16 protein-coding genes and 1 pseudogene are annotated in these 24129 nt (G+C 68.9%); 6 read left to right on the top strand and 11 right to left on the bottom strand.

Annotated features, from left to right (window positions below; translation table 11 throughout):
- Positions 1-7 precede the first annotated feature (7 nt).
- On the top strand, positions 8-904 hold the full coding sequence (mltG, locus tag QA861_RS27495) for an endolytic transglycosylase MltG (RefSeq protein ID WP_334591282.1): 897 nt from the start codon (positions 8-10) through the stop codon (positions 902-904).
- A 29-nt stretch (positions 905-933) separates the two neighbouring features.
- Here the strand turns inward: mltG and QA861_RS27490 are convergent, their stop codons facing one another.
- The 5 genes from QA861_RS27490 to QA861_RS47160 form a co-directional block, all read right to left on the bottom strand.
- Positions 934-2031 carry an NAD(P)-binding domain-containing protein gene (locus QA861_RS27490; protein ID WP_334591281.1) on the bottom strand — a complete coding sequence of 366 codons (1098 nt, stop codon included), beginning with the start codon at positions 2029-2031 and terminating at the stop codon, positions 934-936.
- 67 nt (positions 2032-2098) lie between these two features.
- The gene (locus tag QA861_RS27485) at positions 2099-3133 is read right to left on the bottom strand and encodes an ABC transporter substrate-binding protein (RefSeq protein ID WP_334591279.1); all 1035 of its coding nucleotides are present in this window, start codon (positions 3131-3133) and stop codon (positions 2099-2101) included.
- Between the two features lie 94 nt (positions 3134-3227).
- Positions 3228-3965 (bottom strand): ABC transporter ATP-binding protein, encoded by a 738-nt coding sequence (locus tag QA861_RS27480; protein ID WP_334591278.1) that lies wholly within the window; start codon positions 3963-3965, stop codon positions 3228-3230.
- Complete coding sequence (locus QA861_RS27475) at positions 3938-4870, bottom strand: ABC transporter permease (protein WP_334591277.1); 933 nt, start codon at positions 4868-4870, stop codon at positions 3938-3940. The genes QA861_RS27480 and QA861_RS27475 overlap by 28 nt, the downstream gene beginning before the upstream one ends.
- Before the next feature lie 136 nt (positions 4871-5006).
- The gene (locus QA861_RS47160) at positions 5007-5075 is read right to left on the bottom strand and encodes a putative leader peptide (RefSeq protein ID WP_351286961.1); all 69 of its coding nucleotides are present in this window, start codon (positions 5073-5075) and stop codon (positions 5007-5009) included.
- A 136-nt stretch (positions 5076-5211) separates the two neighbouring features.
- Between QA861_RS47160 and QA861_RS27470 the strand changes: the two genes are divergently transcribed.
- On the top strand, positions 5212-5634 hold the full coding sequence (locus QA861_RS27470; protein WP_334591275.1) for a YjbQ family protein: 423 nt from the start codon (positions 5212-5214) through the stop codon (positions 5632-5634).
- Positions 5635-6078: 444 nt separating this feature from the next.
- Here the strand turns inward: QA861_RS27470 and QA861_RS27465 are convergent, their stop codons facing one another.
- The 6 genes and pseudogenes from QA861_RS27465 to QA861_RS27435 all read right to left on the bottom strand — a co-directional run bounded on the left by QA861_RS27465 (position 6079) and on the right by QA861_RS27435 (position 17052).
- Positions 6079-6504: a contact-dependent growth inhibition system immunity protein gene (locus QA861_RS27465; RefSeq protein WP_334591273.1), complete on the bottom strand. Its 426-nt coding sequence runs from the start codon at positions 6502-6504 to the stop codon at positions 6079-6081.
- A 127-nt stretch (positions 6505-6631) separates the two neighbouring features.
- A pseudogene (locus tag QA861_RS27455) lies at positions 6632-11028 on the bottom strand (polymorphic toxin type 28 domain-containing protein).
- A gap of 5 nt (positions 11029-11033) precedes the next feature.
- Positions 11034-11339: a hypothetical protein gene (locus tag QA861_RS27450; protein WP_334591270.1), complete on the bottom strand. Its 306-nt coding sequence runs from the start codon at positions 11337-11339 to the stop codon at positions 11034-11036.
- 1253 nt (positions 11340-12592) lie between these two features.
- Positions 12593-13711 carry a LacI family DNA-binding transcriptional regulator gene (locus QA861_RS27445; RefSeq protein WP_334591269.1) on the bottom strand — a complete coding sequence of 373 codons (1119 nt, stop codon included), beginning with the start codon at positions 13709-13711 and terminating at the stop codon, positions 12593-12595.
- Positions 13712-13936: 225 nt separating this feature from the next.
- On the bottom strand, positions 13937-15901 hold the full coding sequence (locus QA861_RS27440) for a glycoside hydrolase family 127 protein (protein WP_334594859.1): 1965 nt from the start codon (positions 15899-15901) through the stop codon (positions 13937-13939).
- 137 nt (positions 15902-16038) lie between these two features.
- The gene (locus QA861_RS27435; protein WP_334591268.1) at positions 16039-17052 is read right to left on the bottom strand and encodes a hydroxyacid dehydrogenase; all 1014 of its coding nucleotides are present in this window, start codon (positions 17050-17052) and stop codon (positions 16039-16041) included.
- A gap of 375 nt (positions 17053-17427) precedes the next feature.
- Between QA861_RS27435 and QA861_RS27430 the strand changes: the two genes are divergently transcribed.
- From QA861_RS27430 to QA861_RS27415, 4 genes are all read left to right on the top strand, one after another.
- Complete coding sequence (locus QA861_RS27430; protein WP_334591267.1) at positions 17428-18756, top strand: ABC transporter substrate-binding protein; 1329 nt, start codon at positions 17428-17430, stop codon at positions 18754-18756.
- A 72-nt stretch (positions 18757-18828) separates the two neighbouring features.
- The gene (locus QA861_RS27425; RefSeq protein ID WP_334591266.1) at positions 18829-19782 is read left to right on the top strand and encodes a carbohydrate ABC transporter permease; all 954 of its coding nucleotides are present in this window, start codon (positions 18829-18831) and stop codon (positions 19780-19782) included.
- Positions 19779-20645 carry a carbohydrate ABC transporter permease gene (locus QA861_RS27420; RefSeq protein WP_334591265.1) on the top strand — a complete coding sequence of 289 codons (867 nt, stop codon included), beginning with the start codon at positions 19779-19781 and terminating at the stop codon, positions 20643-20645. The genes QA861_RS27425 and QA861_RS27420 overlap by 4 nt, the downstream gene beginning before the upstream one ends.
- A 10-nt stretch (positions 20646-20655) precedes the next feature.
- Positions 20656-24069 (top strand): Tat pathway signal sequence domain protein, encoded by a 3414-nt coding sequence (locus QA861_RS27415; RefSeq protein ID WP_334591264.1) that lies wholly within the window; start codon positions 20656-20658, stop codon positions 24067-24069.
- Positions 24070-24129: the final 60 nt, after the last annotated feature.

Below are 24129 nucleotides of genomic sequence, written 5' to 3'. Positions count from 1 at the left end.
TGCCCGCATGCAGATGAACACTCCGTCACGGAAGACGATTCGCCTGACGCGCCGTGGCCGGGCCCTCCTCATCGCGACCGGAGCCGTCGTCGCGGCCACCGCCGTGGCGGTGCCGCTGCTGAGCGTCGACAGCGAAGGGGACCCCCGGCCGACCTCCCTCCTCATCCCGGAGGGCTGGCGCTCCATGCAGGTGTACGAGGCGGTCGACAAGGCTCTCGCCCTGCCGGCCGGAAGCACGAAGAAGTCGCTCGGCAAGGCCCGGCTGAAGCTCCCGAACGACGCCGACGGCAACCCCGAGGGCTATCTCTTCCCGGCGACCTATCCGCTGAAGGAGAAGGCCACCCCGGAATCCCTGCTGTCGGCCATGGTCGACACCGCCAACCAGAGGTTCGGCGGTCCGCCCATCACCGCCGGGGCGCAGCGCAACGCCATGAACGTCTACCAGGCCGTCACCATCGCGAGCATCGTCCAGGCCGAGGCCGCCACCAAGCAGGACATGGGGAAGGTGGCCCGGGTCGTCTTCAACCGGCTCGAACGCGGGATGCCGCTCCAGATGGACTCCACGATCAACTACGCGCTGAACAGGTCCTCGCTCAGGACGACGGCGAACGACATCCGTCTGAACAGCCCGTACAACTCCTACCAGCGCATGGGTCTGCCGCCCACGCCGATCGCCAACCCCGGCGAGGAGGCGATGCGCGCCGCCATCAACCCGGCTCCGGGCGACTGGCTGTACTTCGTCACCGTCAAGCCCGGTGACACCCGCTTCACGGCCGACTACGCCGAACACCAGCGCAACGTCGCCGAGTTCAACCAGAACCAGAAGAACAAGAAGAACCAGAAGGGCCCGAAGAACCAGCAGAGCCCGGTTCAGGGGCAACAGAGCGGACAGCCCGCCAAGTGATCCGACGGGCCACGTGGCCGTACGGGACGTCAGACAGCGGCCGGCTCCTGGTCGAGCAGCCGCCTGATGTCCCGTACGGCTGCCCGGCCCGCCCGGTTGGCGCCGATCGTGCTCGCCGACGGGCCGTAGCCGACGAGATGGACGCGTGGATCGGCGACAGCGCGCGTCCCCTCGACCCGGATGCCGCCGCCGGGCTCGCGCAGTCTGAGCGGTGCCAGATGGTCGATCGCGGCCCGGAATCCGGTCGCCCAGAGGATCACGTCGGCGTCGACACGCTGTCCGTCGGCACACTCGACCCCGTCCGGGGTGATCCGGTCGAACATGGGCCGCCGGTCGAGGACGCCGTCGGCGAGCGCCTGCCGGATCGCGTCGTTCAGGGGCAGTCCGGTGACCGACACGACGCTCTTCGGCGGCAACCCCTGGCGTACCCGCTCCTCGACGAGGGCGACGGCCTCCCGCCCGAACTCCTCCGTGAAGGGCCCTTCGCGGAAGACCGGCGGACGCCGGGTCACCCACGTGGTCGCGGCGGCGTACGGGGCGATCTCCATCAGATGCTGGGTGCCGGACGCGCCACCGCCCACCACGACGACCCGCAGCCCCGCGAACTCCTCGGGCCCGGGGTACTGCGCGGTGTGCAACTGCCGTCCCCGGAAGGTCTCCTGGCCCGGATAGCGCGGCCAGAACGGCCGGTCCCAGGTGCCGGTGGCGTTGATCAGCGCCCGCGCGGACCAGTCGCCGTCCGAGGTCTCGACGAGCAGCCGCCCGTCCCCGCCGCCCTCGCGCACCGCCCGTACCTCCACCGGCCGGCGCACCCGCAGACCGAACCTGCGCTCGTACGTGTCGAAGTACTCGCCGATGACCTGGGCGGACGGCCGCGCCGGATCGGCGTCCGTCAGCTCCATGCCGGGCAGCGCGTGCATCCCGTGCACCTTGCCGTAGGTGAGCGACGGCCAGCGGAACTGCCAGGCACCGCCGGGACGCGGGGCGTGATCGAGCACCACGAAGTCACGCTCCGGCAGGAAACCGGTGCGCTGCAGGTGATAGGCGCTGGACAGACCGGCCTGACCAGCGCCTATGACGACGACGTCGACTTCTCGTACGCCATCGCGTACCCCGGTGTTGTTCACGCTTCTACCAACCGGGGGAGGGGCGAGGATCTTCCCGACCCCGGTCGGATCGATGCTCGTCGCGTGATCACGACTCCTTGCTGGGGCGCGGCGCGGTGGTGGACGGAGGCAGGTCGTCGTTGAAGCGCCGGTCCACGTACTTCGCGAAGTCGACCTTGTTCGGAATGAGCTTGAGACCCGTGAACGTGTCCGCGATGCGCTGCTCGGAGGCGACGAGCGCGTCGTCGATCGCCACCGGGATACGGGTCGCGTTGGACCGGTTCACCGACGCGAGCGCCACGTCGTACGGCAGCCCGGTGTCCTTCGCCCACACCCTGGCCCACGCGTCGGGGTGCGCGTACACCCAGTCCTGGGCGCGCCGCAGCCGCTCCACGAAGTCCTTGATGGCAGCCGCCTTCCTGCTGTCCCCCAGCGCGGAGGGCGCCGCCACCTGGAAGTTGAGCCCGTTGACCACCCCTTCGCCGTCGGCCAGGACGCGTCCCTGCCCGCCCATGAGGATCTGCGAGGTGTACGGGTCCCACACCGCCCACGCGTCGACGCTGCCGCTGGTGTACGCGGCCAGCGCGTCGGCCGGCTGAAGGTACTTGACCTTGATGTCGTCCAGGGTGAGCCCGGCCTGCTTGAGGGAGGCGATCAGCTGGTAGTGCGCGGACGAACCCTGGGCCACGGCAACGGACTTGCCCTTGAGGTCGGCGGCCTTTTTGAGCTTCGAGTTCTTGGGCACGAGGATGGCCTCGCCCTGGGAGCCGCCGCGCAGGGCGCCCACCACGGTGATGTGGGAGCCGGCGCCGGCCGCGAAGACCGGCGGGGTGTTGCCGACGCTGCCGATGTCTACGGCCTTGGCGTTGACGGCTTCGAGGAGGGGCGGTCCTGAGGTGAAGGTGGACCACTTGATCTTGTAGTTCAGGTTCTTGAGTTCCCCGGCGGCCCGCAGCACTGCCTCCGAACCGCCTTTCTGGTCACCGACGTTGAGCGTGAGGGACCCCTTGCCGTCGGTGCCGCTGCCGGAACCGACGGAGGAGGCGGCCGAACTCCCGCCGCAGGCCGAGGCGAGAAGAGCGAGGGGGAGGAGCAGCGCGGCAGGGACGAGGTGTCGTCGCATGGTCGTTCGTTCCGATCGTTTCTGTGCGGCGGAGGGAGCGAGCCGAGGGGACTGGGAGGGGAGTACGAAGGGAGGGCTGAGGGTGGGCGAGGGTTCAGGCGGCTTCGGCCGCCGTCTCGACGCCCAGGCGTTCCAGGAGCCGGGCGCGCAGTTCGGCGAATCGTGGGTCGGTGATGTCGCGCGGGCGGTCCAGGTCGACCGTCGTCTCGTACGCGATGACGCCCTCGTCCATCACGAGGACGCGATCGGCGAGCAGCACCGCCTCCTCGACGTCGTGCGTCACCAACAGGACGGCGCAGCCCCTGCGTTGCCAGAGTTCGCCGACCAGCCGCTGGGCCTTGATGCGGGTGAGCGCGTCCAGCGCCCCGAACGGCTCGTCGAGCAGTAGAAGATCGGGCTCGCGAACCAACGCCCTTGCCAGCGACGCGCGTTGGGCCTCACCGCCGGACAGCGTCTTGGGCCAGGCGTCGGAGCGGTGGCTGAGGCCGACCTCGGTGAGCGCCTGTTCGGCGACCTCGCGGCCGGGCTTGCCGGGCAGCCCGAGCAGGACGTTGCGCCACACCTTCTTCCATGGCATCAGCCTGGGTGCCTGGAAGGCGACGGCCTTGCGGCGCGGTACGAGGACGGTGCCGGAGATGTCGCGGTCGAGGCCGGCGAGGATGCGCAGCAGTGTGGACTTGCCGCAGCCGCTGCGGCCGAGCAGGGCCACGAACTCACCCGGCCGGACGTCGAGTTGCAGGTTGTCGATGACGGCGCGGCCGTCGAAGGACCGGGTCAGTCCGTCGACCCGGACGGCCGGTGGGGTCACCGTCCGGTGAACGTGGGTCGCCATTGCAGCAGCAGCCTTTCGAGGGAGCGGACGACGAAGTCGGCCAGCAGGCCGAGGAACGCGTAGACGATGAGGCAGACCACGATCACGTCGGTCCGCAGGAAGTCCCGCGCCTGCACCATGAGGAAGCCGATACCGGCGTCCGCGTTGATCTGCTCGGCGAAGACGAGGGCCAGCCAGGCGATGCCGAGGGAGTAGCGCAGCCCGGTCATCGCTCCGGGCAGCGCGCCCGGCAGGACGACATGCCGGACCAGTCCCCACCGGGACAGCCCGAGCGACTCCCCGGCCTCGATCAACTGGGCGTCCACGCCTCGGATACCGGCGTACACGTTGAGGTAGAGCGGGAAGGTCACACCGAGGGTGATGATCGCGATCTTCGGGGCCTCGCCGATGCCGAACCAGATGATGAAGAGCGGGATCAGGCCGACGAACGGCACGGTCCGCAGCATCTGGACCGGCGCGTCGACGAGGTCCTCGCCGACCCGGAACAGGCCTGATATGAGGGCGAGTCCGGTGCCGATGACGGTGCCGAGGAGCAGCCCGAGGGCGACCCGCTGGAGTGAGGTGCCCATCGCGTTGCCCAGTGAACCGTCGGCGATCAGATCACTGCCGACCTCGGCGATCCGCTCGGGCGAGGCGAGGATGTCGGCGGTCAACGCGCCCGTACTGCTGAGGACTTGCCAGAGCGCCAGGAGCAGGAGCGGGCCCGAGGTGCGGCGCAGCCAGCGGGGGACGCGGGTACGGCGTGTGGAGCTGGGGACTATGGGTTCGAGGTCGGGGAGGGCTCGCTCGGTGTCGCTGCCGACGCCGCTGCCGGTCGGAGTGCGGGCGGATGCGGACGTAGCGGGACCAGATTTAGGCGAAATGTCAGGCTTGGGGGAGCCGGGCGGGGCATGGCTGATGCTCATGAGTGCTCCACGAGGAGGAGAGCGACCGGGGAGGAGGTGTGCCTCGGCGCCGCCGCGTCCGTAGTGGATCAGAAGAGATCCCGGACGTGCGGGTGGGGCGGGGCCCAGGCGGGCGTGAAAGGCGGGGAAAGGGGCGTCAGCAGCCGCGGCGACACGCGGCGGAGGCCACCCGCAGCAGGTCGATGTGACCGCGCGTGGTGAGCATGGCTGAACGCAACATGCCGCTGAAAGTAGCCAGGTGACGTGACCACGGTCAATGGTGTCTCGCGGAATGGACCTCTGGTGTCAAGGCGCGGGAGTCGCGCCGGGCGCCTCCCGGCCGACGGGTGATGATGGGACACATGTCCCATGCCTTCACCACGCGCGTCCTGAACATCGTCTCCGGCAGTGAGGAGGCGATCGTCGACCTCACCCATGACTGCGAGACCTTCCTGAGGGAGGTGACCGACGGCCGGGACGGTCTCCTCAACGTCTTCGTCCCGCACGCCACCGCCGGAGTCGCGGTCATCGAAACGGGTGCGGGCAGCGACAGCGACCTCCTCGCCGCACTCCACACCCTGCTCCCCGCCGACGACCGCTGGCAGCACCGCCACGGCACCCCCGGCCACGGCCGCGACCACGTCCTCCCGGCCCTCGTCCCACCGCACGCCACACTGCCGGTGCTGGGCGGGCAACTGGAACTGGGGACGTGGCAGTCGGTGTGTCTGGTGGACACCAACGTCTCCAATGTCAACCGTCAGGTTCGACTGAGCTTCCTCGGCTGACCAAGACACCCGTTGGGGTCGTGCCGCCGATTCTCCGTACTGTGCGTGCCTGAACGGAGAGAAACATGCGCGGTACGGACCCAGGTGTGATCGAACGTCCCTGTGACGGATGCACAGATGTCTGATCGGAGTGCGGCGGCTGTCCCGAGTGAAGCTGGCGACGCCGTCCCCCGAGCGCCAGCGTGAGAACGTGCTCGCTGCCGCCGCCTCCGTCGGCGCGCACATCATCGCCTGGGCGGTGACGAGAGGAACCAGCCATGTCCCCTCCTGCGGTGACCCGGTTGCAGCAGGAGCTTTCGCCCCCCGCCGTCCGGTGGTGACACCGTCGACACGGGACGGCGCGGGCTCCTTCGGTGCCAAGGAGAAGTACGGGCCATCCCGCGGCTTGTCGCCGAGAAGATTCGTCGGGAGGTGCAGCCCGTGGAGCGAGGCCATGGACGATCTTTACTGTGAGGCGTCGTCCCCGGGTAGCGCTGCGAGGAACGCGTCGATGTCCTGGCGGACATAGCGCGAGATGTCGGTCAGGACGGCGACGGTTTCCTTGAGTTCGTGGGCGAGTTGCGGGGCGGCGGTCCAGACCTCCGGCTTTCTGGTGACGACCGCGTACAGCAGGTCGTCGTCGAACCAACCGCCCTCCGCTTGCTTCGGCGCGGTGTCCCGCAGAATGTGCACGGCCAGGGGCAGCAGCCAGGGCAGCCCCACATCCTGTCCGATCAGTCGGGCCAGTTCGTGTGGCTCCAGGGCTCCGACAGGGCGGCGCCGCAACTCGTGCACATTTCTGACCATGGGTGTCGTGTCCGCCGGAGGGGCCGGCCAGCGCACGTCCTCCAGCTCCTCGAGGGAGCTACCGCGGTCGAAGTCTTCGGGCATCGTCGGGTCCTCTCGTGCTCCGGCTGCAGCGGCGCGGAGGTGTTGCTTCTGGCGTACGTCAGTGCGTCGGGGGTGTTCTCAGGGTACGGATCGCGTCATTCGTGGCCTCCGCCATTCCTGGCCGTCGTCACCCGTGGCCGATGGACGCCAGGAAGCGGTTCAGCCTTTCGAGCTCGACGATGGCGTCCTTTCGCTTCCTGATCAGTACTTCCCTGCCGCGTGGAGTGATCGTCTCCGGCGGCTTCTGCAGCTCCTTGGTCAGGATCCTGCGGATGCCCTCCAGACCGTTTCTGGCCTGCTTCAGGTCGCTGATGTGGTCGAAGGGCGTGCCGTCGGGCTTTCTGGCGACGACCTCACCCCGGGCCTCGCGGCGAGCAGCGCTGTAGTGATTGTGATTCGGTTGGGAGTTGATGGACCCGATGGGGTCCTTCTTGATGTTCTCGAGCTTCGTGATGGCGTTCTGCGCGTCGTCGCGCAGTCCGAGTTCGCGGCATTCGGGCGCGAGCCCCAGGGGATCCGTCCACGTGTGGGGGTTGTGAACATACGTGTGGGGGTTCGGCGCCGGTACCAGACCGAGGGGGTCGGGGCTGAGATAGCGGGCGGTCTCGGCGTCGTAGTAGCGGAAGTAGTTGTAGTTCAGGGCGGTTTCGGGGTCGTGATACTGCCCCGGGAACCTGAGGGGCGTGTAGGCGGTGCTGCTCTCCGCCCATGCGGTGATGCCCCAGAGTGTGGAGCGAGCGCGCCATGCGACGCCGCCTTCTTCGTCGAGGAGTTCCGTGGGGGAACCGACGAGGTCGGTGATGATCGCGAAGAAGCGGGCGTCGATCTCCTCCTGCGAGGCATCATCCGTGGCGTCGCCCGCCCCGATGCGCTCGGTCTGCGCTACAGGGTGCAGATCTTGGTGGTCCCAGGTCAGCGTGACCGGGCCCGGCAGCCCGTCGCGGGTGGTGGTCTGCTCGCAGAGCGTCGTGCCGTCCCAGGTGAAGTCGACCTGCTCCGCCACTGAGACGCCGTCCGCAGCCATGCGCTGCTTGGCGATGCGGCGGCCCAGCGGATCATAGAGATAGCGCCACAGGGTGCCGTCGGGCGTGCTGACCGCGGCGAGCCTGTCCTCCGCGTCCCAGGTGTAACGCCAGGTGTCCGGCTTGCGGGACAGTCGGGTCTTCTGCCTGAGGACGATACGGCCCAGTGCGTCATGCTCGTAGCGGACGGTGCCGGCGCGGGTGATGCGGGTGCCCACGTACGTGCGAGCGCCGTTGGCCTCCGATCCCGGGTGCGAGTCGGGCCATGAGGCGTCGGTCTGGTTGCCCGCCGCGTCGTAGAGGTAGCGCTCGGACCAGTTACCCGCCCGGACCGCGGTGACGCGTCCGGCCGGGTCGAGGTCGAAGCGGCACGCGCCGTCGACGTCGTCGTCGACGCCGATGAGGCTGCCGTCCGCACGGTAACCGTACGCGCGGCGACGGATCGAGCGGCCGTCGGTGCCGGTGACCGACTGGACGGTCAGCCGGCGAGGGCGTCGAAGGTATGGGCCACGCCGATGACGTCGCCGATGCGCCGGAGCGCCTCCTGTCCCGCCAGGTCGTACTCGAAGTCGATCGTCCGCCCGCCGGAGTGCAGCGCGGTGCGGTTGCCCGCGGCGTCGTAGTCGTAGCTGCTGGTGGCACCGCTGGGAGTGGTGCGGCTGATGCGGCGGCCGAGGAGGTCGTAGCAGTACGAGGTGGTTCGGCCGTTCACCGTCTCGGCGAGAAGCCGGCCCCGGCTGTCGTAACGGAAGTCGACCCGGGCCCGAGGCGCGGCGGCCCGTGTGAGCTGCCCGGACGGATCGTAGGCGTAGCTGGTGCTGACGTCCCCAGTCGTCTGGCGCACGATCTGCCCGAGTTCGTCAAGGGTGAAGTGGGTCGTCAGACCGAGGGCGTTGGTGCGGGAGACCAGTCGTCCTGCCGCGTCATGTCGGTAGCTGAGCGTGCGATCGTCGAAGTCGGTCTCCGAGAACGGGCGTCCGGCCGGGTCGTACGCGTACTTCCAGTTCAGGCCCTGGGAGTTGGTGACCTGCGTGAGGCGCAGTTCGCTGTCGTGGGTGAAGGCGTGGCGCACACCATCGGGGTCGGTGCGCGCGGTGAGCAGGTCGAAATGGGTGTACTCGTATCGGGTGACCGCGTCCGATGCGTCGGTGTGGCTGGTGCAGTTGCCCTCGCCGTCGTAGGTCCACGACTCGGTGGTGCCGTCGGGCGCGACACGGAGCACCGGGTCGCCCTCGACGGACCACGCCATGCGCGTCTCGTGTCCGAGCGGATCGGTGAGCAGGACGGGGCGCCCGAACGCGTCGCGCTCGAAGCCTGTCGACGCACCCAGCGGGTCAGTGACGCGGACGGGAAGGCCGGCCGGGCCGCAGCGCACGTGGGTGGTGTGGTTCAAGGCGTCCGTGACCTTGGTCAGGTGGCCGGACGCGTTGTAGCCGTAGCGGGTCACGACTCCGTCGGGGGCCGTGACACGGGTGAGGTTGCCGCGCTCGTCGTACTCCCTGCACCACTGGGTGTTGTCCCCGTCCGTGACCGTCGTCGGCAGTCCGAGTCGGTTGTACGTGGCGGTCGTGCGCAGTCCGTCCGGGCGGGTCACCGACAGCACCCGTCCCTGCTCGTCGTAGCCGTAGAGGGTGGTCTGCCCGAGCGGATCCGCGCGGGCGATCAGGCGCAGGTCCTGGTCCCACTCCTGGCTGGTGACATGGCCGAGCGGATCGGTCTCCCGGATCAGGCGGAAGGACTCGTTGTGCTCGTAGACGCGGACGTGGCCGAGAGAGTCCGTCACTCGCGTGGTCCGCGTGGCGTCGTCGTAGGTGAGGGCGGAGGCCAGCGCGTCGCCCGTGCCACCGGTGGCCGTGATGCGGCCCCGCTCGTCGTAGACGTACCAGTACGTGGTGTTGTTGCGGTCGGTCCAGGAGGTGATGCGGCCCTCGGCGTCGTAGGTGTACCGCATGGGCAGTCCGGACGAGTTGGTCTCCTCGGTGAGGCGGCCGGCCTCGTCGTAGGCGAAGGTGACCAGAGTGGTGCCGGGGGCCGCGGGTTCCGTGGGGTCCAGGAGGCGCAGGCCGGTGATGCGGGAGAGGATGTCGTCGCGGTCCAGAGCGATGCGGTAGCCACCGGAGTGGCTCACCGTCGCGGGGACGTCGCCCTCGTCGTACTCGATGGTGATGCGGTTGCCGTTGCGGTCCTCGATGTACTGCAGCGGTATGTCGACCGCTTCGTCCCCGGCGGCGGGGACGGGGCTGTGGAAGACCTGGACCAGGCCGGTGTCGGGGTCTGTGACGCAGAGCGCGCCGTCGAACGCTTCGGCCCAGGACAGGGTCAGGAGCGAGCCCGGGGTCTCGGGGCGGACCGGAATGCCGGTCTCCTGGTCCGGCACCGGGAAGCAGAGGCGGGCGCCGTCGGCTGCCGCGTAGACGAAGCCGCCCTCGTCGGCCTGTATGCGCTGGTCCAGGGTGGAGGCCCAGGAGGGGCCGAACCAGCCGCCGAAGCGGTACGAGGAGATGTGGGTGCGCTCCAGCAAAAGCGGTAGGACGCCGGGCAGTTGAACGTCTGTGCGTATCAGCGCCATGTCGCCGGTGGCCACGTCGATGGGGTCGCGGACGAACTTCTTCAGCGCGTTGCGCACGGAGGCGGGCAGCTTGTCGAAGCCCGGCCGCAGCGAAAGGCGCTCGAAGGAGGCGCAGTTGAGCTTCATGGCGCTGCGCAGTCTGGCCAGGTCCTTTGGCTTGAGCTTGCCTAGGCCCTTGCCCAGGAGGGTGCCCAGGCTGCCCAGGCCGACGCCGAAGGCCGCGCCGAGGGCGAGGGTTTCGGCGAGCTTGCCGGGATCCTTGAAGGTGGAGGGGTCCTTCAGCAGGGTGTCCAGCGCGGCGAACTTGGCGCCCTCGCCCGCCATCTTGCCGACCCGCGCTATGGTCTTGATCTCCTTGAGGGCTTTCAGGGCCCGGCTCAGGCCGCGGATGACTTCGAGGACGGCGCGGATCGCGCGGGCCATGGCCGTGCCGGCGTGCTCGATCCGGCCGATCAGAGCCATTACTTTCGCGAAGCGCGCGCCGGCGGCGAGGCTGCTCACCACAGCGGAGGCGCCGCCGGTGAGGACGGAGAGGGCCAGGCGCGCCATCTCCACCTCGATGATCTCCACGATGATGACGTTGAGTTCGGTGAGGAGCTCGTGCGCGTCGTCGGCGTACTTGTCCAGGGCGTCGGCGCCGTCGCGCAGCGAGTCGGCCATGTCGGTCGCCTGCGAACGGGTCTTCCTCGCCCGCTTGTTGAACGCGGTGGCGGCTTTGCCCTCCCAGGTCACGTCCCTGAGGGCGCTCTCGGCCTCCCTGACGGAGACATCCACGGCCGCGGCCAGGTTGCGCCATTTCTTGGCGATCTCCCGCACGCCGTCCGGGTCCACCGCAGGATCGGAGATGCCCAGGAACTCCATCATGCTGGCCATGTTGTCGCCGGCCATGTGGTTGAACTTGTTGATGTAATGCAGGGGGTTGAGATCGACCACGGGACTCAGCCCTGCTTCCTGCCGCGCGCGGCGGCCTCGAGCAGGACGTCCAGGACGTCGAACGCCTCGGAGAGGTCGGTCATCAGCTTCGCCTCGCCCTGCCACTCCTCCACGAGGTCCTTCGCGACCTCGGCGAGCGTCTCCATGCCCTCACGCACATCGTCGGTCGCGCTCATCAGCGCGCCCAGCGCCCCCAGGGCGGACAGGTCCTGCGAGGCCGTCTTGAAGTCGTGCAGCGGCTTGGCGATGTGATGCGGCGCCTTGCGCAGTAGCGGCGCCGCCGTCGCTATCGACTCCGAGTCCTTGCCCAAGTCCCCTATGGCTGAACGTTTCGCCCGATACCTCGTGTTGCAATGTGCACAAGCCAACGGCAGACGATAGTCGACTCGGGACGTGTGTCGTGTCAATCTGTGGTCAAGCTCGACCAGGTCACGTGCGGCGGCCCCTCCACGACTCCGTGGGCCGGGCCGAGCAGCTTGCCGAGCGACTCCGGCAGACGCCGCCGGAACCTCTCCCGAGGCCGACCGGTACGCGCAGGCGGCTCGTGCCGGGCCAGCCGGCGGCGGACAGGCCCCGGTCACGAGTGACAGGAGTGAGCGGTGCGGAGCCGTGCTGGGTGAGTTGGTTGCGGCAGCGTGTTCTACCGGGACGAGAGGGGTGGACTGTCCGTCATGACGCCCATCCACTCCAGGCGCACCCACGCGTGGCAGTGAGCCGAAAAACAGGTCCTGACCGGGCGTTTCCGCACCTCGGCAGGCCGACATCTTTCCGATGACGCAGCACGTGGAGACTCCGCGCTCGGGCATCTTGGCAGTTGCCCTAACGGAGTCTGGTGGACACCACCATCTCTGATGTCAACCGTCAGGTTCGGCTGAGCTTCCTCGGCTGACCAGGATGACGGTGCCGCGCCTGTGTCCAGGGCGCGCGGGTAGCCGCCGAGGCCGGCGACGGTGGTCAGCAGCGCTACCACCAGTGTGAGCCCCAGGGCCAGGATGTCGTCCTGGGTGCCGGTGGCGAAGAAGCGTCGTGGCGTCGCGATGGCTGCCCGTCGGCGAGGACGACAGACAGGCCTGCCCGTCGTGGCGGGCAGGTACGGACGCCGATCGTCAGCAGGCAGGGCAGGATGGCCACTTCACCGGGCCGAACATGCGCACCCGCTCGGTCGTCGTGGCGACGGCGGTGAGCGCCCGGGAAACAACCGCCGGTATGGAGAGGCGCGCAGTTGCGGAGTCAGCCACGCGGGCCGACGGGCGCAGGGCCGGAGAGCGACCGCGAGGCCGAGCGACAGGAAACAGGAACACCGGCCACAGGATCCTGCCGTTGGAGGCAGTGATGAACATGTCCGCGACAGCCGGCAGGACCAGCGCGGTGATGCCCACCGCACGCAGGCAGCCCTGCCGATATTTCCGCGTCGTGGTGAGGTCACCAGTCGCAGGCCGGACGTTCACTCGGCCCTGCAGGGGAAGCGGTCGGGTGCGCCTCGGCTGAGGCGGCTTTGTCCCGCGGCCGACGGCCGACTTGTCGCCAATGGGTTCGCAGCCGGCTGACGATCGGTCCCACCGGTCTACGGACGCGGGCGGCGTACGGACTGACGGACCATCAGCTGTGTACTCAGGACAACGTGGTCGTCGCCGCTGATGCGCTCGCTGCCTTCCAGCGCGAGGCGGACCGCCGTTCGGCCGAGATCCTCGTACGGCACCCGGATCGACGTGAGCGACGGAGTGAGGTCCGCGGCGAAGGGGACGTCGTCGAAGCCCACCAGTGAGATGTCCCGGGGGACGTGGAGACCGGCGTCACGGAGCGCGGCCAGCGCCCCGAGCGCCACCATGTCGGTCCCCGCGATGACGCCCGTGAAGTCGCCCCCCGCCTTCAGCGCGGCCCTCGTACGCTGGTAGCCGGAGACACGTGTGTACGGACCGGGGACGTCCAGTGCCTGCGTGTACTCGACGCCGTGTGCGCGAAGGGCGTGCAGATAGCCCTCCCGCCGTTGCTCCCCCGTGCTGAGCTGGGGATCGCCGCCGAGGAAGAGGACGCGCCGGTGGCCCTGGACGAACAGATGGTCCGCGGCCTGGAAGGCGCCTCCACGGTTGTCGTAGTCCACGACGGTCACCGGGAGATCCCCGGGCAGGGGCGGGCGGCCCACCAGCACCAGTCGGGATCCGGCGGCGTCCAGGGCGCGCGCGTACTCGGTCATGCGCTGGAAGTAGGCCTCGTCCTGTATCGCCCCGCCGACGAGGAGCACTGCGGCCGCGTGCTGTTCACGCATCAACTGCACCAGGTCGTCCTCGCGTCCGATATCCCCGTGAGTGGCGCAGACCAGGCTCAGCCGGCCCCGCAGAGCCGCCTCCTGTTCGACCCCGGCGGCGACATGGGCCAGCGACGGTCCGGTGATGTCCCGCAGGACCAGAGCGATGGGACCGGCGACCCGCCCGGAGAGGGCTTTGGCGTGGACGTTCACCACGTAGTGCAGCGACTCCACGGCGTCCTTGATGCGCTCCCGGGCGGCCGCTGACACGGGATAGTTGCCGGCCAGTGCCCTGGAAACGGTTGCTACCGACACGCCAGCCCGTTCGGCGACATCGCGGATCGTGCTGGGGCGTTCTTCACCTGTCTGGTTCTTGCGTCGACGCTTGGCGTTCGTGGGGCCGGAGGTCGGGGCAGAGCCGTGTCCGTTCGCTGTCACACCTAGAAGTTACTGCATTCTGCATCGTTGCGGACCCTTCAAAGCACCTACTGATCTGCCATATATAGCAAACGCTTACTGCACTTCTCTCTGGTCTGGCTCACAGCCGCAGTACACGTGGAGCGGCCGGGAGCGCACCCTGCGGGTGATCCTCCCGGCCGTACGGTCGGCGCTGCTGAGTCGGCCTTCGGGTAGATGCCCCTTCGATGACCGGTGTGCCGGCCGCTACCCGCGGCCGGCCAGCGGCAGCCAGACGCGCATGGCGCCGGACTCGCGGTTGGCCCAGGTGTAGTACGGCACCGCCGTCAGTTCGACGCTCTCCCGGGGTTCGCCGGAAGCAGCCGAGGCGAGCGGCAGGTAGGGCCAGTCGGCGGACGCGTCGTCGGCGGGCAGCAGGCTTCCCGAGACGCTCACCGTGCGCACTCCGCCGAGCAGTTCGGGGCGGCTGCGGACGGTCAGCGGTGCGTCCGGCGCCAGGGCGACCGCGTCCGGGTCCAGGCGGCTGGGCTGGTCGGTCTGCTCCAGGCAGTAGACCAGCGGACCGCGTTCGATGGCGGCACAGCCCCGGACGGCGTCGACGCGCGGGGGAGGGAGGGTCAGCCGGGCCGGCATCGCGAGGTCCAGCCGGACGGTGTCGCCGGGGGCGAACTCGCGGGTGATCCGCAGCCAGCCGGATTCTGCCCCGCTTTCGACGGCGGCGCCGTTCACGGTCAAGGTGTGGTCCGCGCACCACGTCGGCAGGCGCAGGGAGAGGGTGCGCGGCAGGGCGGTGGGAGCGTCCTCGACGGTGACGGTCACTGTGCCGTCCCAGGGGTACTCCGTCACCACCCGCACGGTGAGGTCGTCGCCGCCGAAGACGCCGGTTGCGTACTGGTGGAGCCGCAGCCCGCTGTCGTCGGTCGTGGCCATGTAGTGCGGGAGGCCGGCGAGCAGGCGCATCACGTTCGGCGGGCAGCACGCGCAGCGGAACCAGGGGGTGCGGTGGGCGGTCTGGTCGCCGGGGCGTTCGTGCGGGTGGGCTCGCAGGTGCAGCGGGTTGACGTACAGCCACGTACGGCCGTCGAGGCCGGCTCCGGCGAGGAAGCCGTTGAACAGGGTGCGCTCGACGAGGTCGGAGTAGCGGGCCTCTCCGGTGAGCAGGGCCATGCGCCAGGAGAAGTGGACGGAGGCGATGGCGGCGCAGGTCTCTGCGTAGGCGCGGTCGGCGGGCAGTTCGTGGGCGTCGCCGAATGCCTCCCAGTCGTGCCGGGAGCCGACGGCGCCGGTGAGGTAGGTCTTGGTCGTGACCATGTCCCGCCACAACCGCTCCAGAGCCGTACGGAGTTCCGTGTCGCCGGTCTCCGCGGCCAGGTCGGCGGCTCCGGCGAGGAGGTAGAGCTGGCGTACGGCGTGGCCGGTGACCTCGTCGGCCGCGCGGATGGGCGTGTGGTCCTGCCAGTACTCGGGTCCGGGGTCGCGGTCGTGGCCCCGGTCGGCGCCGGAGGAGAGGGTGCCGTGGCCGCGTCGTTCCAGGAAGTAGCGAGCGAGGTCCAGGTACCGCTTCTCGTCGGTCGTCCGGTGGAGTTCGACGAGGGCGGTCTCCACCCCGGGGTGGCCGCAGACCGTGTCCATCTGCTTGCCGGTGCCGAAGACGGAGTCGATGTGGTCGGCGAGCCGACGGGCCACGTCGAGCAGCCGGTCGGAGCCGGTGGCCCGGTGGTGCGCCACGGCGGCCTGGATCAGATGCCCCGCGCAGTACAGCTCGTGTCCCCAGCCCGGCTCGGTCCAGGGGATTCCGCCGCCGAGCTGGTAGTACGTGTGGAGGTAGCCGTCCTCGCGCTGGGCGGCGACGATCAGTTCTACGACGGCTTCGACATCGGCGGCGAGCGCCTCGTCAGGGGTGTCCGCGAGCTGCCAGCAGGCGGCTTCCAGCCACTTGTAGACGTCGGAGTCCTGGAACTGGAAGTCGCCGGAGAAGCCCGTGCCCGACGCGACGGCCGCGCTGTGGGTACGGAGGGCCGCGGCGGCACGGAAGTTGGCGAGATTGCCGGCCTGCTCCAGCCGCGCCGTGCCCTCGGCGAGGGAGATGTGGGCGTTGATCCGGCGACGTTCGGCCCAGAAGCCGTCTTCGACACGGGCCACGGAGGCCGGGCGCAGGGGGGAGACGGCGCGCCTGGAGGGGCGGACCGGTCCGGAACGGGTGGTGTTCAGGGCTGCCTCCGGAGGAAGAGGGGGTGGGCGGGATGTGGGGTGACAGGAGCGGCGTGCGTGGGCCTGGGAGGCGGGCGTCGTACCCGGTCGGCGACGGACGTCCCCCCCCCGGCGCCGCCGCGTTGGCGTCGGAGCACTCAGGCGCTGATGGCCAGCTCGGCGCGGTGGACCTGGTGGGCCAGGGGCAGCCCCGCCGTCATGCGTTCCATCTCCGTCACGACCGTGCCGCCGAGGCGCGCCAGTTCGTTGCCGAGGGAGCCGGCGATGTGCGGTGTGAGAAACACGTTCGGAAGGCGGTAGAGCGGTGAGTCCACCGGCAGCGGCTCGGGGTCGGTGACGTCCAGGACCGCGCTGAGCCGGCCGCTCACCAGTTCTTCGGTGAGCGCGCTGTGGTCGATGAGGGCTCCCCGTGAGGTGTTGATGAGGACGCCGCCGTCGGGGATGAGCGCCAGCCGTTCGCGGTTGAGCATGCGGTGGGTCTGCGGAATGTCGGGGGCGTGCACGCTGACGATGTCGCTGGTGCGCAGCAACTCGTCAAGGTCCAGCGGGACGGCGCCCAGGTCCGCGGCCGCCGCGGCGTCGACATAGGGGTCGTGGAGGCTGACCGAAAGATCGAGGGGCCGCAGCAGTTCCAGGACCCGGCGGCCCACTCTGGAGGCGCCGATCAGGCCGACCCGGCGACCTAGGTTGCCGACCCTCGCGTACTCCGCCGGAGCGGGATGGACGTGCTCGGCCCGGAAGCGTTCGCGGAGTCCGAAGGCGTCCTTGCCGGCCAGCAGGATCATGGCGAGCGTGTATTCGGCCACCGGCAGGGCGTTGGCCTGCACCGCGCTGGAGAGGGTGAGGCCGCGCTCCCAGAACGGCTCTCCCACAAGGTGGCGGACGCTGCCACCGGCGTGCAGGACGGCGCGCAGCCGCGGCGCCGCCGCCAGTGTCTCCGCGCCGAGGTGCGGGCATCCCCAGCCGGTGACCAGCACCTCGGCGCGGTCCAGGGCCTCGGCCACGGCGGGATCGGAGAAATCCTGGACGACGAGTGTGGGATCGACCTGGGTGAGTTGCTGGAGGCGGGTCATCAGTCGAGGCGGGAAGAGTTCTGGCATATGGACTGGATTCATGGCGAAAAGGGTGAACGGTGGCGATGACGAGGGCATGACGCTCCTGCGGGGAAGAGTGCAGGCCGGCAGTCGAGAGGCCGGACGGTTCAGTAAACGTATTCCAAGCTAGAAGCGTCCGTCGTCCAGGTCAATGGTTGACCGCGTCTCCCCGGTCGTCCCCGGGCAGGCCTCGATCCCCTTCCAAATGGCAGGGGCATCGCAGGTCAACGGCTCCACAGGTAACGCTGCCGAAAGTCGGGCGAAACAATTCGGCTCCCTCCTCTTGTGGATCCGACTCGTCCCGCCGTACGGTCCACAACAACAAACGGTTACTGCCTCGTTGCGCAGTACTGTTCTCTCTCCCCTCGCGTCGCCTCGACCGCGCCATCTCCCCACGTGCAGGCGCCGTCCCGTTCCTTTCGTGGAGGACCGATGTCCAAGTCCCGCTTCCGCCCCAGAGTTCTTGTCCCGGTGGCCGCCGCCGCTTCTCTCTCCCTGCTGCTGACCGCCTGCTCGGACGACCCGGGCTCAGAGGCCTCGTCGACCACGAAGGGCGACGTCACGCTGGAGTTCTGGAGCTGGACGGACGGCATCGAGGCGCAGACCAAGGTGTGGAACAAGGAGCACCCCGAGACGCAGATCAAGTTCGTCAACGCCGCCGGTGACACCGCTTACCAGAAGCTGCGCGCCGCGGTGAACGCGGGCACCGCGCCCTGTCTGTCGAAGATGGACGGGATGAACCTGGCGAACTTCGCCGCTGACGGGCTGCTCACCGACATCAGCAAGGCCGCGGCCAAGTACAAGGACGCCTACACGGTCGCCGCGTGGAACGCGGTCAGCCCCGGCGGCACCACCTTCGGCATCCCGATGGGGTCGTCCCCGCTGTTCACCGCCTATCGCGCGGACCTGTTCCAGAAATACGGGATCGAGGCGCCGAAGACCTGGGACGACCTGATCGCCGCCGGCAAGAAGGTCCGGCAGAAGGACAAGAACGTCAAGATCTACAACATGGCGGGCGAGGACCCGAGCACCCTGGTCGACCTGTCCTGGGAGGCCGGCGCGCAGTGGTACAAGGCCGCCGGTGACCACTGGGAGATCGGCTTGACCTCGCCCGAGGCGCTGAAGGCCGCTGACGTCGTCCAGCGGTTGGTCGACAACGATCTCACCTCCAACGCGTCGTACGCAGACCCGGGCGTCTTCAGGACCTGGGATCTCGGCAAGACCATCGCGATGACCACCTCGACCTGGCAACTGCCCATCTACGACACCAACTTCCCCAAGTCCAAGGGGAAGTGGCAGCTCGCCGACTCACCGGCCTTCGACACCGCCAAGCCGCAGACCTCCAGCAACTTCGACACCACCGGCGTCCTCAAGGGCTGCAAGTACCCCGACCGCGCTGCCGAGTTCGCCGCCTGGCTGAGCAGCAGCAAGGAGTCGCTGGCGACGCTCACCGACCCGGCCTCCAAGTCGGGCCTGTTCCCCGCGGTCAGGGACGTCTCGCCGTATGTCGACAAGATCATCCCGTCCGAGATGTTCAACGGAAAGTCCGACAGCGCACAGGTGATCACCACAGCCGCCTCGCGGGTCGGCGAGCAGTGGCAGTACGGCCCGAACTACGCGGCGATGTACTCCGAGATGCAGAAGCAGTGGGGCAAGGTCATAAACAAGCAGCTGACGGTCAAGGACATGCTGACCTCCCTGCAGAAGTGGACCGTGGACGACCTCAATCACAAGGGTGTCAAGGCCGTCGCCGGCAGCTGACCCCGCTCTGCCCTTCGGCGCCGACGCCCGGCCCGACGGAGAGGGCCGGCACACCTCACCTGGAGAGATTCCGTGTCCACCCTGATGCGACCGCGAAAGGTCGCCACCGACTTCCCGGTCCGGCGGTCCTCCTCCCGCCGGGCCGGGAGCCGGGGAGCCCACAAGGGACTGCTGTTCGCGCTGCCCTTCCTGCTGGGCTTCCTGGCCACCTACGTCGTGCCGATCGGCTACGCCTTCAGCCAGAGCATGCGGGAGAAGAAGAGCAGCGGTCTGGGCTTCGGCCCGAGCAGGGTCGTCTTCACCGGCTTCGCCAACTTCGCCGCCATCCTCGGTGACGGCGACTTCTGGTCGAGCATGCTGCGCACCCTGCTGTTCGGCGCGGCTCAGATCACGGTGATGCTCGGCCTCTCGCTGCTGCTCGCTCTCCTTCTGGACGGAGTGGCCGCCCGCGCGGTGCGGTTCTTCCGTGCGGCGCTGCTCATCCCGTATGTGGTGCCCGCCGTGGTGTCCACCGTGATGTGGCTGTTCCTGTACAGCCCGACAGGCAGTCCGCTGCTCGACCTCGCACACCGGGCGGGCACGGAAGTCGACTTCTTCGGGGGCATCAACACCTATCTCTCCCTGGGCAATCTGCTGACCTGGCAGGGCATCGGCTTCAACATGATCCTGATCTCCGCCGCACTGCAGGCCCTGCCCCGGGAGCTCTACGAGGCGGCCCGGCTGGACGGTGCGAAGGAGTGGCGGATCGCCTGGTCGATCAAGGTGCCCAACATCACCGGGATCCTCGTGCTGACGGGCATGTTCTCCCTGATCGGCCGACTCCAGCTGTTCTCCGAACCGCTGCTGCTGCGGCAGATCGCGCCGGAGTCGATCAACACCGACTTCACTCCGATGATGGAGATCTACGACAAGGCGTTCAAGACCGGCGACTACCAGTACGCCGCCGCCGAGTCGCTGGTCCTGGCCGTGGTCACCGGGATCCTCGCCTTCGTCTTCTACCGCGTCACGAACAGGAAGATGTCATGAGCAGTGTCGCTACCGGGGGCGGCGCTCGCCCCACCCGCCGCGCGGTGGCGCTCACCACCGGCCTGCTGGTCCTTTTCCTGATCTACGCGCTCGCCCCGACCTGGTTCCTGATCGTCTCCGCGACCAAGAACCAGACCGACCTCTACTCCACCTTCGGTCTGTGGTTCTCCTCCAACCACCTGACGGACAACCTCCAGGACATCTGGACCTACCACGACGGGGTGTTCACCCGCTGGATCGGCAATTCGATCCTCTACTCCACCCTCGGCGCGGCAGGCTCCACCCTCGTGTCGCTCGCCGCCGGGTACGGACTGTCGAAGTTCGACTTCCGAGGCCGGGGAGCGTTGTTCGCGCTCATCGTCGGCGCCTCGCTGCTGCCCAGCACCCTGTTGGCGTTCCCGCTCTACCTCGTCTTCGCCCAGATCGGTCTGACCAACACCATCTGGTCGGTGCTCATCCCCTACTTCATCAATCCGTTCGGGGTCTACCTGGGCAAGGTGTACGCGGACAGCTCCATCCCCACCGAGCTGATGGAGGCGGCCCGTCTCGACGGCGCCGGTGAACTGCGGATCTTCTGGTCGGTCGCGCTGCGCCTGATGCGGACCGGCGGCATCACCATCTTCATGCTGGTCTTCATCGACATCTGGAACAACTTCTTCCTCCCCCTGTTCATGCTCACCGGTGAGCGGACCTTCCCTGTGAGTCTTGGCCTGTACTCCTGGCTCCAGCAGGCGCAGACCGCCCGGGACATGAACACCCTCGTCCTCACCGGGTCCCTGCTGTCGATCGTTCCGCTGGCGGTCTTCATGTTCGCCCTCCAGAGGTACTGGCGCAGCGGAATCCTCATGGGCAGCCTCAAGTAAAGGATCAGCCGTGCCCAACGCACCCAAGAGACGTGACGTCCTCAAGTACGCCGGCTCCACCGGCGCCGCCTCGGCCGGCCTCGGCCTCCTGAACCTCCAGCCCGCCACCGCGGCGCCGGCCGCGGACGCCGCTTTCCAGCCGGCCGTCCGCACGCCCTTGGACGTTGTCGTCTTCGGCAACAAGAGCTCCGAATCGGCGCACGGTCTCACCGCCACGCTCTCCGACACGGTCACCGGCGGACTCGGTCAGAAGGCCCGTGTCCTCAAGCCCACCGAGCCGGCCTCATACTGGGGTGGCGCCCTGAAGTTCGACGTGGCCGTCTGCCCGACCGGGACCACTTATGTCACCGTGCGGCTGTGGGGCGACGACTACGACGCCACCTCGCTGCAGGCGGCGTCCGGCACGAACATGTGGCGGCTGCAGCTTTTCTGCGACGGCCTCCAGGTCGGCTACCAGGACGAGGGGGCTGTCGACAGCCTGGACATCCTCGACACCTCGCCGCGTACGCCCGGCCGATTCTTCTTCCACACACTGCCGCTGCCGGAGCGGCTCACCCGGGGTAAGAAGAAGGTGACGCTGGAGATCCGCTCGATGGGCCGCATCTGGTCCTACGGCCAGAACGTCGACCAGTTGTACTACAAGATGAGCACGCCGTCGCGGGGCATCTACCGCCTCTACACCCACACCGAGCCGTACTTCGTCCCGCCCAAGGGTGAGGTGCAGGGCCCCGCGCCGGTGCCGACGGCCCGTACCGTCGAGGGCCCCGAAGCTCTGGAGGCGGTGCGCCAACGCGTCGCCAAGGACCAGAAGTCCTACCTGACCAGCGTCAATCCCGCCGGCATGGACGCCTGGGCCTTCCAGTCGCTCGCAGAGGGCTACCTCTGGTCCGGAAGCCCCGCCTACCAGAACCCGGCGGCACTGGACCGCGTTCTGCGGGCGCTCGACGGCCGGTACATGGCGTGGAAGAACGACGCGACCGTGATGACGGGATCCGACCAGCAGTGGCAGGGCTTCGGCCGGGTCGGACTGGTGCTGGCGCTGCTCTGGGAGAACCTGGGGGACCGTCTCGACCAGACGGTGACCGGTTCGCCGTACGAGATCTCCAACCCCGGTTTCGAGGAGGGCGGCGACACTCCCATGGGCTGGGAGGTGCCGGGCTGGGGGAAGACCGCCGACGCCGACTGGACGCGGGACACCACCGTCTCCCGTTCGGGTTCCGCCTCGCTCAAGGTCACCGCGAGCGCGGCGAGCGGCTTCATCACCGTCTACGCCTCGCCCAAGACGCGTGTGGGTAAGGGGACATACACCTACGGCGCCTGGATCCGGACGGACGGTGTCTCCGGCGCCGGCGCCCATATCGACCCGCTGTTCTTCGACGCGAGCGGCAATCTCGTCGGAAGCGACCACCGCCGGTTCGCCACCACCGGTACCCACGGCTGGGAGTACGTCTCCATAGACCTGGACACCCCCGACGGCGCCACCCAGATGGAGATGCACCTGCGGCTGTCCGGCCCCGGTACCGCCTGGTTCGACGACATCGACCTGGTCAAGCCCACCGAGCTGCGCAACCCCGGCTTCGAGCAGGGCGCCGACACCCCCTCCGGCTGGGCTGTACCCGGCTGGGGCAAAACAGCCGACGCCTCATGGGCCCGGGACACCGCCGTCAACCGGTCCGGATCCGCGTCGCTGAAACTGGCGGCCACGACGGCGAACGGCTTCGTCACCGCGTACAACACGGCGAAGCTCCAGGTCGGCAAGGGCAAGTACACCTACAGCGCCTGGATCCGGACCGACGGGGTCACCGGTACCGGCGCCCACATCGACCCGCTGTTCTTCGACGCGAGCGGCAATCTGGTCGGAAGCGACCACCGCCGGTTCGCCACCACCGGCACCCACGGCTGGGAGCAGGTCACCCTCGACCTGGACACGCCCGACGGCGCCACCCAGGTCGAGTTCCATCTACGGCTGAGCGGTGCCGGCACCGCATGGTTCGACGACGTGGCCGTCACCGCGCCCACGGGCACCGGAGCCCCCGAGCAGCCGGTGCGGCGCGCCGCGTACGTCGACATGCTGAAGTCCAGCCGGGACTACTGGCGGCAGAACTTCCCCCACTACACCAACCAGTCGCAGATCTGCGCCATCGGCATCTACCAGGCCAACCGCGGCCTCCGCCTGCTCGCCCCGCAGCTCGCCCTGCCGGAGGAGAAGGCCCGCGACTACATGTACCAATCGCTCGGCATGAAGCCCTACCTCGGCAAGGAGGACGCCGACGGCAACCCGACCAAGCCGCTCGGCGAGAGCTACTACCAGGTCAGCCGGGCCGGATTGACCCGTGAACTGGGCTATGTGGGCAGCTACGGCGAGGTCATCGACTGGCTGGTCATGATGTACGAGTCGGTCACGCGTGGGTACCGGGGGCAGGAGGCGCCGGAGCTGCGCGAGCAGATGGTGAAGATCACCAAGGCCCGGGGGCGGTTCCGGGTGATCGACGTCGACGAGACGGGCGCCCGCGTCTCCCGGATCGAGACGGTCGTCGGCTGGCGCAACGAGGTCTATCCCGGTGAGGTCGCCTACGCCTCGCGTACGGCGTGGGACTCGCACCCGGTGATGTCGGCAGCGGTGTTCAAGGACCCGGACATCGTCGGCTGGACCCAGGAAATGGTCGACGACGGGCAGTTCTACAAGCAGTTGGACCTGCTCGTCCACCACACCTGGACCCGTGTCGGCCTCGCCGGTCTGCGACTGGTCTCCCGCGACTGGGACGCCTTCCAGTCCCTCCCGGCCCGCCCGGGGCGCATACCCACCGCCTGGGACCGGCCCGACTTCGTCTTCACCGACGAGGAGAACGGCGTACTGGCCGTGAAGAACGGTCAGGAACTCCTCTTCGCCTCCCTCTACTGGCGCGCCCGCCAGGGCGTCAACGACTACGCCCGCATCCACCACCTCACCCCCACCGACCAGCGCTCCGCCACGATCCGCCAGCGCTCGGCCGGAGTCACCGACGACACGTACAGGGTCAACGACTGGATCCTGTGGGACTACGCGATCAACGATCCTGGGGCCGGACACATCCCGCCCGGTGGCTTCCCGCCGCCCGGCGACACCCTGCACCAGGCGCTGGCCGGTGACGTCTACCCTCTCGCCCCGGTCCCGCCGGACGTCCCGGACCCGGCCCTCGGCGTCCACTTCGAGGGCGTGGAGACCATGCTCGTCGGACGCGCGCCGTTCTACCTGTGCGAGTACGGCGACTACCTGATCGCCATGAACACCAGCACCGACCGGACGTACACCCTGCCCGCCCGCCAGGACTTCGGCCCCGCCCGCGATCTGGCCACCGGCAAGAACGTGGGCGCCGGCCAGCGTCCCAAGGTCGGCCCGCGCAGCACGCTCGTGCTGTACCGGGGCAAGCGCGCGGCCGACTGACCGCCTCGACGGGAGCCGGACCGACGCCCGGCTTCCCTTTTCTCACCCTCCCTGGCACTC

The organism is Streptomyces sp. B21-083, assembly GCF_036898825.1.
Classification (GTDB): domain Bacteria; phylum Actinomycetota; class Actinomycetes; order Streptomycetales; family Streptomycetaceae; genus Streptomyces.
This window is presented reverse-complemented; position numbering and strand designations above follow the sequence as displayed.

Coding starts and splice junctions, on each gene's coding strand:
- QA861_RS27470 (WP_334591275.1), top strand. CDS start 5,212: ATGTCCCATGCCTTCACCACGCGCGTCCTGAACATCGTCTCCGGCAGT.
- QA861_RS27435 (WP_334591268.1), bottom strand. CDS start 17,052: ATGCCCTCGTCATCGCCACCGTTCACCCTTTTCGCCATGAATCCAGTC.
- QA861_RS27485 (WP_334591279.1), bottom strand. CDS start 3,133: ATGCGACGACACCTCGTCCCTGCCGCGCTGCTCCTCCCCCTCGCTCTT.
- mltG (WP_334591282.1), top strand. CDS start 8: ATGCAGATGAACACTCCGTCACGGAAGACGATTCGCCTGACGCGCCGT.
- QA861_RS27420 (WP_334591265.1), top strand. CDS start 19,779: ATGAGCAGTGTCGCTACCGGGGGCGGCGCTCGCCCCACCCGCCGCGCG.
- QA861_RS27465 (WP_334591273.1), bottom strand. CDS start 6,504: ATGCCCGAAGACTTCGACCGCGGTAGCTCCCTCGAGGAGCTGGAGGAC.
- QA861_RS27430 (WP_334591267.1), top strand. CDS start 17,428: ATGTCCAAGTCCCGCTTCCGCCCCAGAGTTCTTGTCCCGGTGGCCGCC.
- QA861_RS27475 (WP_334591277.1), bottom strand. CDS start 4,870: ATGAGCATCAGCCATGCCCCGCCCGGCTCCCCCAAGCCTGACATTTCG.
- QA861_RS27480 (WP_334591278.1), bottom strand. CDS start 3,965: ATGGCGACCCACGTTCACCGGACGGTGACCCCACCGGCCGTCCGGGTC.